This window comes from Chitinimonas violaceus, from assembly GCF_052601015.1.
This window is the reverse complement of sequence record NZ_JBQXDJ010000033.1, coordinates 1-12,653: the sequence shown is the minus strand read 5'-3', so window position 1 is coordinate 12,653 and position 12,653 is coordinate 1. Positions and strand designations below refer to the sequence as shown.

The 12,653-nt window shown below is 52.7% G+C and carries 7 protein-coding genes; 6 read left to right on the top strand and 1 reads right to left on the bottom strand.

Features of this window, described 5'->3' with window-relative positions; genetic code table 11:
* Positions 1 to 2 precede the first annotated feature (2 nt).
* Positions 3 to 3,755, bottom strand: coding sequence for a PAS domain-containing hybrid sensor histidine kinase/response regulator (locus ACUHMQ_RS12250; RefSeq protein WP_445295745.1), 3,753 nt, complete (start codon positions 3,753 to 3,755; stop codon positions 3 to 5).
* A gap of 407 nt (positions 3,756 to 4,162) precedes the next feature.
* Between ACUHMQ_RS12250 and ACUHMQ_RS12245 the strand changes: the two genes are divergently transcribed.
* From ACUHMQ_RS12245 to ACUHMQ_RS12220, 6 genes are all read left to right on the top strand, one after another.
* Positions 4,163 to 4,939 carry a ferredoxin--NADP reductase gene (locus ACUHMQ_RS12245; RefSeq protein WP_445295744.1) on the top strand — a complete coding sequence of 259 codons (777 nt, stop codon included), beginning with the start codon at positions 4,163 to 4,165 and terminating at the stop codon, positions 4,937 to 4,939.
* A 437-nt stretch (positions 4,940 to 5,376) separates the two neighbouring features.
* Positions 5,377 to 6,504, top strand: a complete 1,128-nt coding sequence (locus ACUHMQ_RS12240) for an aromatic ring-hydroxylating oxygenase subunit alpha (RefSeq protein WP_445295743.1) — start codon at positions 5,377 to 5,379, stop codon at positions 6,502 to 6,504.
* A gap of 180 nt (positions 6,505 to 6,684) precedes the next feature.
* A complete protein-coding gene (locus tag ACUHMQ_RS12235) occupies positions 6,685 to 7,290 on the top strand; it encodes a LysE family translocator (protein WP_445295742.1) in 606 nt (201 codons plus the stop codon).
* Between the two features lie 121 nt (positions 7,291 to 7,411).
* Positions 7,412 to 7,885, top strand: a complete 474-nt coding sequence (locus ACUHMQ_RS12230) for an STY0301 family protein (protein ID WP_445295741.1) — start codon at positions 7,412 to 7,414, stop codon at positions 7,883 to 7,885.
* A gap of 162 nt (positions 7,886 to 8,047) precedes the next feature.
* Complete coding sequence (locus ACUHMQ_RS12225; protein ID WP_445295740.1) at positions 8,048 to 9,220, top strand: O-succinylhomoserine sulfhydrylase; 1,173 nt, start codon at positions 8,048 to 8,050, stop codon at positions 9,218 to 9,220.
* A 234-nt stretch (positions 9,221 to 9,454) separates the two neighbouring features.
* A complete protein-coding gene (locus tag ACUHMQ_RS12220; protein ID WP_445295739.1) occupies positions 9,455 to 12,145 on the top strand; it encodes an IPT/TIG domain-containing protein in 2,691 nt (896 codons plus the stop codon).
* Positions 12,146 to 12,653 lie beyond the last annotated feature (508 nt).

Below are 12,653 nucleotides of genomic sequence, written 5' to 3'. Positions count from 1 at the left end.
CCTTAAGCTTGCTCAAGGCCTGCGATGTGTTGACGCGCTTCGCGTAACTTGCTGAGTGCTTCGTTAAACATAAAGCCGTTCAGTGCACGCGCTACTTCAGGGTAGTAGTCACCCAGCGCGGTTTTCAATAGGGGCGTAGCAGATTCAAATACCTCGGTAGCTTCAGCGTCATCTTCTGCCAGTAGTACTTCCAGGCGGCTTAGCAAATCGCGGGCAGCTGGCCAGTCCACTTCGGTGAGCGTTGTTGTGCATTGCTCGTCGGGCAATGCCGCTTTTAGGGCATCGATCAGTATTGCCGTGTTTTTTGCCAGGTTGGGCAATAGCGAAAGAATCTCGAATTCATTGCTTTCGCCTTGCAGCGCCAGCTCAACGTCGTTCGCCTGCTCGAATAGCGCTGTCGCGCCGATTGTGCCGGCTGTACCTTTCAAGGTATGGATGGCGCGACGGGCATCCTCGCGCTGACCATCGATCAGCAAGGTACGGCATTGCGTGACTGCATCGGCCTGGCCGGTGATGAACTTTCGCAGCATATTTTCATAAGCCGAACGCTTGTTCAGTACGCGCCGCATACCTGCTGCCACGTCCAGGCCTGCGATAGCCGTCAGGGGATCAGACCCTGCTGGTACGGGCGCTGCATTGACTAATGGTGTTGGTGCACTGGTCTCGACAGGTTCCGCATTCAGCTTCGGCGGTATCCAGTGCAGCAATGTGCTGAATAGCTCGTCAGGGTCGATGGGTTTGGCGATATAGTCGTTCATGCCTGCTTCTATGCAGAGTTCCCGGTCGCTGCTCATGGCGTTGGCTGTCATGGCGATGACCGGCATGGTGTCCAGCTCGGTCTGGGTACGGATCAAGCGTGTGGCGGTGATGCCATCCATCACCGGCATCTGCATGTCCATTAGCACGAGATCGAAGCGGGCATCTGCCAACGCGTCTAGTGCAGCTTTGCCATGCTCTGCCACTTCGACGACAAGGCCAGCTGCTTCGAGCAGGTCCCGCCCTACTTGCTGATTTAGGTCGTTGTCGTCAACCAGCAGTATGCGGGCGTTTCTGATTTTACCCAGGTCGGTACTGCTGATCCGGCCGGTACGCCGTGGTGTATTTTCCGCTAGCGGTGCATGGCCCAATGCACGTGTGGCGGCGTCGAACAGCAGCGAATGATTAATTGGCTTGACCAGTAGCGTTGTGATTCCTGCTTGCTCCGCTTCGCGGGAAACCTCATCTTTTCCATGAGCGGTAACAATGACCGGGTAGGGCGGGTTGGGCTGCTGGGCCATGCGCTGATAGGTTTCCAGCCCAGTCATGCCGGGCATTTTCCAATCGAGGAAGGCAATTTCGAAAGGTTTGCCTGCTGCATTGGCTTCGGCTGCCAATTCCAATGCTTGTTCACCGGACTCGGCTTCGCTGACGATAAAGCTCATATGCCGCAGCATATGGGCAAGAATCAGCCGGGCCTGTGGATTATCGTCGACCACTAGTGCCTTGCGGCCGCGCATATCGGCCTCTGGAATCAGCGACATGCCTTGCTCTGCAGAAATGTTGAGTTTCGCAGTGAACCAGAAACAGCTGCCATGGCCGACGTTGCTATCCACACCGACTTCTCCACCCATCAGTTCAGCCAGTTTCTTCGATATGGCCAAACCAAGCCCGGTGCCGCCGTATTTGCGGCTGGTTGAGCTGTCCGCTTGCTGGAAGGATTGGAAAAGCCTCGCCTGCTGCTCCGCAGTCAGCCCGATGCCGGTATCCTGCACTTCGAAGCGCACATGGATCTCATTGATCTGACGAGATTGCAGTCGGGCTCGTACGATGATTTCACCGGTTTCGGTGAACTTGACGGCATTGTTGGCGTAGTTGATGAGGATCTGTCCCAACCGTAAGGGGTCGCCAAGCAGTTTGTCGGGCAGGTCGACATCCACGTCGAAAATAAGCTCCAGACCTTTGCTGGTACATTTTTCACCAATCAGGTTGGCGACATTGTCGAGCATGGCGGCGAGCGAGAACTCGATCTGTTCGACAGTCAGCTTGCCTGCCTCGATCTTGGAGAAGTCGAGGATGTCGTTGATGAGCCCCAATAGATGCTGGCCCGAGCGCTGGATCTTTTCGACGTAATCGCGCTGTTTGGGGTTGAGTTCGCTGGTCAGCACCAGATGTGACATGCCGATGATGGCGTTCATTGGTGTGCGGATTTCATGGCTCATATTGGCCAGGAAGTCTGATTTCATCCGCGTTGCTTCCTCGGCTAGCTCCTTGGCATCCGCCATGGCGCGTTCAGCTGCCTTCTGGGGGCTGATATCGATGATCGTGCCGATCAAGCCGCCTGGTGTGCCATCGGCCTTGCGAAAGCCAGAGACACCATACAGAACGTGATGGCTGGTACCGTCGCCAAAGGGGAACAGCGCTTCTCGCTGGATGGTGCCAGCGGTGGCGATGACTTCTTCGCTTTCCTGGTGGTAGTGCTGGCGGTCCGCTTCGGGCAGGTAGTCAACATCGGTGACGCGTTTGCCTATCAGTGCAGATGTATCGACCTGGAAGGTTTCTGCATAGGCGTGGTTGAACCCGAGGAAGCGGTTATTAACGTCCTTGTAGAAGATCGGGTAGGGGATGGTATTGAAAAGCGCTTTCTGAAAACCCAGTTGGTTATCCAGCGCTCTTTGCGCCATCAATTGCTCGGTAATATCCTGCGATACACCATAGACATCGATTGGTAGTCCTAAGGCATCCCGCACAATAAAACCGGCGCTATGGATCCAGATGATCCTGCCATCAATCGGCCGGCGGTAGGCATAGGTTGCTTCATAGTTAGGGATTTTCCCTGCCAGTGCCGCAAGTAGTTGGTCGCGGGCCTGGACGGCAGCGGGTGCATCGGCTGCATGCATGTCTGCGAACCACTGGCCTTCCAGTTTGCACCGGTAGTCGTTCTTGGTGGGGTTATGGCCATACAAGGCTGCGGCTCGTGGTGAAAGATGCAGCCAGCCTGGATCGTTCAGCGGTACGTGCCAGTAGCCTGATCGTGTCAGTTCAAGCGCCTTGTCACCCATCAGGTTTACATGCTGCAGCTCCAGCGTACGCTGGGAGACGCGGGTTTCGAGTTCCTCCTCGGTCCGGCGCAGTGACTCCAGCATTTCTGCCTGGGCGATGGCGCGCCGCTTGGCCTGGCGGACGATAGCAATCCCAAAAGCCAGTGTCAAAAGGCATTGGAATAGGGTCAGCGAAGCGGTCTGCAACATCTGTTTGCGGACCTCCTCGGTGCGGGCGCGTACGATATTGTTCGAAACCCGCAGCGCGGTCAGCACTAGTTCGCGGATGACGGTGGCACGATCGAGCATTTTCTGCCGAACGCCATATAGGGTGTCGGAAGTGACTTTGCGATCAGGTTTGACCCCCAGGTAATGATCGACCTCTCCAACCAATTCGATGAGTGACTGGCGAGCGTCGGCATAGATCGGTTCGTCCCGCATCAGCGCCTGGGCGGAGCCCGACTTGATCGCATCGACCTGATTGACGAAGACATCGTAACGTAGCTGTAATTCGCTAAGCGGCATGCTGGCCGGATCGAACCGGCGCTGATTTACAGCATGGTCAAACCGGTTGTACTCGACGTTGAGCTGCTGATAGGTCCATAACGCGTTGTCATCGGCTTTTTGCATGACTTGGTCGAGGCTTTGGAACTGACGGTATTGCACAGTGCCAATGGCGACGTAGACCAGTGTCAGGCTGACGATGATTGCCGCAAGAAGTTGTTTGGAACGCGCCATACCGAAGCCAGCCTTTTGATTAGCGGGTGCTCAAGACTGAAGCCTGCTGCGGACAGACAGAACGGCCAATCTGCCTGTTTGACGATAGGCTGCTTCGACTTACAGCTTGTATTGGCACGGTCAACGCGATGAACCATGGGTGACATGGCAGATGCCTCGGTGACATATTGTGTCCCCTCTGTATCAACTTGATTACCGGTGGCTCGTCCTGTGGTGGCAAGCTTCCATCTTAGAATGTAGTGCTACTCTGTCCGACTTGCTGAACTGAATATGCGTATTTAGTTTTTCTGGAAACAGACGGCGATATGCCAAATTGAGCGATGTAAATGCCCGAATAGGTGGAGGGCAGGGCGCATAGTTTGTTAGAATCGCTCTCTGACGATAACAGCTGTTCTCATTTACCACTCATGTCCACGATTGCCACCGAACGCATTCTGAGCGTTCATCATTGGAACGACACCCTCTTCAGTTTTACAACCACGCGTGATCCGGGGTTGCGTTTTGAGAATGGGCACTTCGTGATGATTGGCCTGCAGGTGAATGAGCGCCCCTTGATGCGCGCCTACTCGATCGCCAGCGCCAATTACGAAGAACATCTCGAGTTTTTCAGCATCAAGGTGCCAAATGGTCCGCTGACCAGCCGTCTGCAACACCTCAAAGTGGGGGATGAGCTATTGGTCAGCCGTAAACCTACGGGCACCTTGGTTATTCACGACCTGAAGCCAGGTAAGAACCTGTTTCTTTTCGGTACAGGTACAGGTCTTGCCCCTTTTATGTCGATCATCAAGGACCCTGAGACCTACGAAAACTTTGAAAAGGTCATTCTGTTTCATGGTGTGCGTACGGTCAGTGAACTGGCTTATGCTGATTACATCCAGGAAGCGTTGCCCAAGAATGAGTTTTTTGGCGATGTGATCCGTGAAAAATTGATTTACTACCCGAGTGTTACGCGTGAGGAGTTCCGCAATCAGGGCCGTTTGACGGATCTGATCGAGAGCGACAAACTGTGCGCGGATATCGGCTTACCCCCATTGAACCCGGAAACCGACCGTGCCATGCTTTGCGGTAGTCCCAGCATGTTGAAAGACACCTGTGCACTATTAGACTCGCGAGGATTCCATGTTTCGCCGCGTATTGGTGTACCAGGCGACTACGTTATCGAACGCGCTTTTGTCGAAAAATAAGCCCGCTTGTTGAGTTTCAGTTGCCAATAAAGACAGCCCGCATTGTCGGGTTGTCTTTGCTGGCTGATAATTATCGCTATCTCCTTATTTATTAAGGTGATTTTAGAGATGAATTCACGATTGATGGCTTGATTGCAACGTTGAATTGAGCCAAAATTCATCATTATTTGTTTAGCGCTGAGGCACCTCGCCCGGCGCGGGTATTAGGGCGTTGAAAAACGCGCCTGGTGCTTGCCCCAAAGGGCCATGAGGCTAGGGAGGCGGGTCATTGGCCCCTCTCCGGTCGAGCGCAAAGCTTGGCCGACTCGTAATCCATCAAGGCAAGACGTTCTTAGACCTTCGGGTGTTGGGGCGCCGGTCTAGGAGACAGCAGGCTGTGATAGCTTGTCTGGCTCTGATGGATTGCGCCTCACCCTGACTACTTGGGGGTGTGGGATATGTCCAACTTGGAATCTCGCAATCTGCTTCGCGCTGCTAATGCGCAACTACCAGTCTCTGTCTACTTCGACGAAGACTTTTATAAGCTGGAACAGGAACAACTGTTTGCCCATGGCCCGAAATACGTCGGCCATGAGTTGATGGTGCCCAATGTGGGGGACTATCAGGTGCTGGAGATGTACGACCGTGGTCGTATGCTTAAGCGTACCGAAGGTGGCGTACAGTTATTGTCGAATATCTGTCGGCATCGCCAGGCCCTGATGTTGGACGGCCGCGGCAACAACAATCACATCGTTTGTCCCTTGCACCGCTGGACCTATGACGGCCAGGGAACCCTGCTTGGTGCACCGCATTTCCCTGAGAAGCCTTGCTTGAATCTGCCTCGGACTGAGCTACAGCGCTGGAACGGTATGTTATTCGAGCTGGGTACAGGCGGCCGAGATGTTGAGGCGGATTTAAAAGACCTGGGCGTTGCTCCTGAGCTGGACTTCAGCAATTACATGCTGGCGGATGTACAGGTGGATAACTACACCGGCAACTGGAAGACTTTTATTGAGGTCTACCTTGAGGATTATCACGTCGATCCTTTCCACCCGGGTTTGGGCCGTTTTGTGGAGTGTGATGATCTGAAGTGGGAGTTTGCCGATTGGTACTCTGTGCAGACGGTAGGTATCCATAACGAACTGGCCCGCGCGGGTTCCCGGTCTTACGCCGAATGGCACAAGCAGGTATTGGCATTCAATCGTGGTGTGGTGCCAAAGCACGGTGCAATCTGGTTGACCTATTACCCGAATGTGATGGTTGAGTGGTATCCGCATACCTTGGTGATTTCGACGTTGCTACCGGATGGGCCGCGTAAGTACAAGAACATTGTCGAGTTCTATTACCCGGAGGAGGTGGTGCTGTTCGAGCCGGATTTTATGAAGGCAGAACAGAAGGCCTATCAAGAGACGGCCGTCGAGGATATGGAAATCATCCGCCGGATGGAAGAAGGACGGGAGCGCCTGTACAAGGAAGGGCGCAACGAGTTTGGTCCTTACCAAAGCCCAATGGAAGATGGCATGCTTCACTTTCATGAGTTTATGCGCCGGCAGTTGGGGGATCGTATCCCAGCAATGCACCCTTGAATTGTGTTGGTTTGAATAAGGACAGGGCGGCTAATGCCGCCCTGTTTTTTTGTTCTCCGCCTTTCTGGCATTAAGCGAGAAAGGGATGTGTACTTTGTCTGTGCTTACTGTACGGCTAGGGTTATTGGATACTCTTGGAAGCAACTGTGAAGTGGCGTGTCTGAAGGTATTTACAAGTCCATGATAATTGGTATCAATGACTTCCCCGCGTTTTTGCTTGCCTCCACCCTGTTGATTTTTTCCCCGGGACCGGGAACTTTGGCCATTCTCGGTTCGGCCACCGCATCGCGTCGAGCAGGTTTTGCCGCATTGGCGGGAACCAGTACGGGGGATGCCATTCTGATGACTGCTGCTGCAATTGGTGCCGCAGCGCTACCGGCTGCCAACCCTATGGCATTCAGTATTCTCAAGTATGTGGGAGGGGCTTATCTGGTATGGTTGGGTTTAAATAGCCTGCTATCCCGGGAACAGAGCCTCGCTATAAGTCAGCCCGCGGAAGGGGACGCCTATCGCCGTAGTTTGTTGGTTACCTTGCTCAACCCAAAGGCTATCGTCTTCTTCATGGCGTTCTTCCCGCAATTTGTTGCAGCTGACGCGAGCCCCTGGACATTTGTTGTACTGGGTGTCGTGTTTATCTCGCTTAATTGTGTTTACCAGGCTGTATTGATTGCCGGGGCTGGTTTTGTGATTCGTCATCTTGATGAGGCGCCACACTACGTAGTCTGGGTAAACCGCCTTCTCGGAGTGGTGTTTATTCTGTTTGGAATAAGGGTGGCGATAGGCTGAGGGGCTGTCATTATTTCTAGGCAGTAGGAGAACCTTGCTCTCAAAAGGAGGAGGGATGTTTGGATAATCTTTGCTGCTTCTTGATGTAACAGAATCGTTGAATTCACAGGAAAGTGTTTGTATGCGCAAGTTTGCATTTCTTTTAATGGTGTTGACAGCAATGAGCCCGGCCTTGGCGTTTGAGCTGAATTGCCCAAGTAGTTTGAGTATCAAGCAACGGGTTGACTCCCTTCCGCAGGGTTGGAGCAGCTGGTCCAGAGCCCCTTCAGGGCAGACTGGCGATCCTTCATCGCAGGAAACGGTCGCCAAGATTCCGGTAGACCGAGTGGAGCTCTATGCGGGCGTGCCTAGTGAGGCAAATGCGGATGATCTCCCGCCGTTAGGTGGATACGGTGATGGAGACCGAGCCAAACATCGCTACTCTTGGGACCTGAGTAAGGAGCCAAACCAACAGTTCTATGCCGCGTGCCTATATGGTCATAGCGACATTCGTCTGGTGCAGGCATTGCCGCAAGGCGTCAAGAAGTGTACGGCTGTATATATCGGCAATGGCCCGCAGCTCAGTCTGCGTTGTGATAAGCCGGGCAAGAGGTAGTTGTCTATTTCGATGTAGCCCCCTTCTGCCGTTTTGTTTCATTCTACTTCGCGTTCATTCCAAGAATCTGTTCGAGGCTTGTGTGCTAGGCGAAAACCGGTCTGATCACGGCTGCGTCGAAAGATCGTAAGCAGGTTCTAATACCAAATCGGGTCCCGCCATATGCATGATGAATTCGACTACCACCTAGAAACCCTGGCCATACGTGCGGGCCAGGAGCGCAGCCAGTTTGGCGAGCATGCCGAAGCGTTGTATATGACGTCGAGCTTTGTAGCGGACAATGCTGCCCAAGCAGCGGCCCGCTTTACGGGAGCCGAGCCTGGGTATATCTATTCGCGCTTCACTAACCCGACAGTTAATCAGTTTCAGGAACGTTTGGCGGCAATGGAGGGTGCCGAGACAGCGGTTGCGACAGCGAGTGGCATGTCAGCCATCCTGGCCTTATGTATGGGGCATTTGAAAGCAGGTGACCATATCCTGGCATCAAACGGCATGTTTGGCGCTACTATTCAGTTATTCAATAACTGGCTGGGTAAGTTCGGGGTGAGTGCCAGTTATGTCGATGCGACGGATCCTGCCGCATGGAATAGTGCAGTCCGGTCTGAGACACGGATGTTTTATCTTGAAACCCCCTCGAACCCACTGACTGAAATCGCAGATATCGCAAGTATCGCTACTATTGCACATCAGCATGGTGCATTGATGGTTGTGGACAATTGCTTTTGTTCGCCAGTGCTGCAACAGCCGCTTAAGCATGGGGCGGATCTGGTAATCCACTCTGCGACCAAATATATCGATGGGCAGGGGCGGGTGCTGGGCGGCGCTGTAGTCGGCAGTAAAGCGTTGATTGAACCTGTATATCAGTTTTTACGTACAGCTGGGCCCACGCTCTCAGCCTTCAACGCATGGGTGTTGACGAAGGGACTGGAAACCTTGGGGCTACGCATGAGAGCCCATTGTGAGAATGCGCTCGCGTTGGCGCAGTGGCTGGAACAACAGCCTGCTGTGGAAAAAGTCTATTACCCCGGTCTGCCTTCCCATCCTCAGCATGAACTGGCCAAGCGCCAACAGGCTGGCGGTGGGGGTGTCGTGTCGTTTGAACTCCGTGGCGGCAAGGATGCAGCCTGGAAACTCATCGACAGTGTGCAGCTGCTAAGCCGTACTGCGAACTTGGGTGACGTCAAGTCGACGATCACACATCCCTATACCACCACGCACGGCCGGCTTAGCCCGGAATTGAAGGCCACTGTTGGGATTCATGAAGGCTTGGTACGCATCTCTGTAGGTCTAGAACATATCGAGGACATCAAGCGTGATTTGATGCGTGGGTTGTAGATCCACATTTATCAGTGTCTTGCACTGTAATGGGTCGGCGTTCTCATTGACAATGGCATCACTCGTTAAGAATTTTCAGAGGCGAATTATAAAAAAATCCTTTTTTATCAATGCGATGAAATAAGTTCCCGTTGATGACTACGTCATTAATATATTTCACAACACCAGAAGATCTTGCTAATATCGCGGCCGTTCGCTGAGCTGGCGAACTTAATAAAATTACCGGATATTAGTATGAACTCCCGATCGAAATCCCTCAGCACACTGTTGATCTGCTTACTGTTTGGTCTATCTGCTTGCGGGGGAGGCGGGAGCGCTCCATCACAAACACCGACACCGACGCCAACACCCGTTCCGCCGGCTTCCAGTTTGGCTATCACTGGTGTCTCCCCCTTGGGCGTAAAAGCAGGTGACCGTATCACGGTTACCGGTAGCGGCCTGTTGGCAGTAAAGCGGGCTTTACTGGGCGGTGTAGAGGTTACTGTTACTCAGGACTCCGATAGCCAACTGACCTTGGTGGTGCCTGCCAACGCAAAATCGGGGATGGTGCAGCTGGAGTCTGCTGGCGCAACAGTCTTATCAACGCAGACCGTAGCGATGGCTGGAGAGCCGACTGTTACTCGATTGAATCCCCGAGTCATCTATAGCAGTAGCTATCTGAAGCTGATTGGTGCCAACCTTGACCTTGTGAAAGAGGTACGACTGAATGGTAAAGAGCTAAGTATCTATCCTTATAACAAGAAGGATACGGAGATACAGGTCTACATTGAAAAAGATTCCAGATCAGGTAGTTTGACGCTTCACTATGGCAATAATCAGGTGCTGACTTTGCCGCAACCTATTACCGTTGAAACACCTGTATCTGTAGCCCGCATTACGCCAGCGCAGGGCCAAATTGGCAGTGTGATTGAAATCGAAGGCGAGGGACTCGACGGGATACAAGATATCTCTTTTCATACCGATAAAGTATCCGCCTTGGCAAAGCCGGAGGTAGTTAATAGCCAGAAATTACGAGTCACTGTTCCTGTGGATGCGGTAAGCGCTGAATTAACGTTGAGAGAGAAAAACGGAAGAATCAGTGACAACAGCCAGAGTTTCACGGTATTGCAAACCATAGCGGCGAAAGACATGGTGCCCAGAGCCGGTCAGCCCGGTCAAATCGTTACGGTTAAGGGCAGAAATCTGGATCGTGTCGCAACGGTGACGGTCAATAAAGTGGCGGTCAGCATCGCATCCAGGGAACAGGGCTCGCTGACTTTCGCACTGCCGGCCGGGGGAGGGGAGGTTGTGCTTCAGGGCAGCGGTGTCGCCGATGTCATTGCAGGTGTGGTGACTGATGTCAATGCATCTGCTGCAGGTAAGCCTGTTGTTGCGATTGCCCGCGTAGAAGTCGGCCAAACCTATTTGCAGGCCCCTGGTGAGGGGTATCAACGACTTGTGCCTGGGAAGCAAGCGTTGCTGCGGGTATTTGTTGCCGGCCGCGATGGAACGGCCAGTCCTGAGGTTCAGGTCACAGGTAAAGCAAATGGCAAAGTGTTGGGTTTCATTCAACTAACAGGCCCAAGCAAATTGATGGCCGTACCGCAGGCTAGTGCTTTGGATCAGACATTCACGACCAAGCTGCCTGCCAGCTGGATACAGGAAGATTTGAGTTTGGAAGTAGCAGTTGATCCGCTTAAAAAGACGACAACAGGTGCAAGTGAAACAGCACGCCCTGTAGTTGGCCGTCCAACCAATCTTACTTTGACACTGGTACCGCTTAAAGTGGAAGAGCGGAATCTGACGGGATTGGTACCGGACTTGGCAACAGTCCGTACATTGCTGGGTAAGGTACTCCCAATCGCCGAGACCAATATTTCCGTTGATCAGCGTGCTGAATTCTTAATCAATGGTGGGTTTGATTGGGATAATACTTTGGACAAGTTGACTACGCTGCGCGAAGCAGAAGGCAACGAGAGGAACTACTACGGTTTGGTGCCAGATGCAGATTTCCCGGGTGGTACAGCAGGGCTGGGCTGGGTGACTTCCCCAGGTGAGGGTGGCTCGCGAGCATCTATTGGGCTGGATACGCGCTCATCGGGCCATTTGAAAACAATGGTTCATGAGCTTGGTCACAACATGGGGCGTCCACATGCACCGTGTGGAGGTGCTGCGGATCCGGACAAGAAGTTCCCTTACTCTGAGGGGGGGCTGGGTGATGCGATCATTTATGACAACGTTGCCGGTGTGATAGCCCAAATTGAACCTAATAAAGCAAAAGACATCATGGGCTACTGCGGTGGAGAGTGGTTCTCTGACTACGGCTATGCCAAGGTACAGGCGCATTTAGAAAGTTGGCTTTACCCCTCTGCATCGGCGATGCAGGCATATTCGGTTAAAGTAGAACTATTGGAAGTTACAGGCAGGATTGATAAAGATGGTGTGAAGCTTAAGCCGGTGGGCAGCAGTTTTGGTATTCCTACTCGCCCTATCGGCGAGTACGAACTGAAATTGTATTTAAAAGATGGTAGCCAGTTGGTAACGTCGTTCAATGTGGTTGAGGTGGCAGACTCCACTACACCGTGGTCGCGTTTCTCTGTGAAGCTGGTCAAACCCTCTGCAGAAATAGATCGTATTGAAATCCTTAAAGCAGGCAAGGTGCTGCCACAAATAGTAGGACGTGCTGCAGCAAGGTACACCAGCAATGAGGCGGCTGGGGTGAAGTTGACGTGGCATGAAAATGCCGGCAAGTTGAGTTTCACTTGGGATGATAGCCGCTTCAGATATCTGACCTTGGTGCATTTAGGTAGAGCAAAGACCCTGGTTGGGGTGGATATCGAAGGTGGAAAAGGCGTGGTAGATATCAGTCGCGTACCAAGCGGTGGCGAATGGGAAGTGATATTCAGCGACGGTCTGAATACCCGTCGCATTACAGCCAAGCGTTGATGCCTAGGTAGCCTGAGTCGTATACGCCTTAGAAGCACGTTTAAGATCTGTCGCGAGTAGCTGTAAGCGGGGTGCCAGAGCAGCACATAAGCCCTAATTCCAGCTGCACTAGTAAGAGCGTGAACAGATGCTTAGAAAGAGTAAGTGTGTGGCAGCAGTAAAGAATGCCCCGGCTTTGTCTGGGGCATTCTTTTTTAAGCCTTGAGGTGTGTAACTGAAAATCGAGACAGAATGAACAAGCGGCTCACCATTCTGAATTGCCTTTTAAAAGGCATCTGGATTGAGGGCAGATTACTAATGCCAATAGATATCTTTACGCATGGTTACGTGGTGGCTTCCGAGTAGGGTGTTCGACAATGCTATGAACCGGTTGTGGAGCATGGTAATCCCCCCGGAAAATAGGGGTGTGCAGAAGTAGAATTTTCTCGGATAGAGGGAGTTCTACAAAATGAAGAAATCGAGATTTTCGGACAGCCAAATCATCACCGTGCTTAAGGAGGCAGAGGCT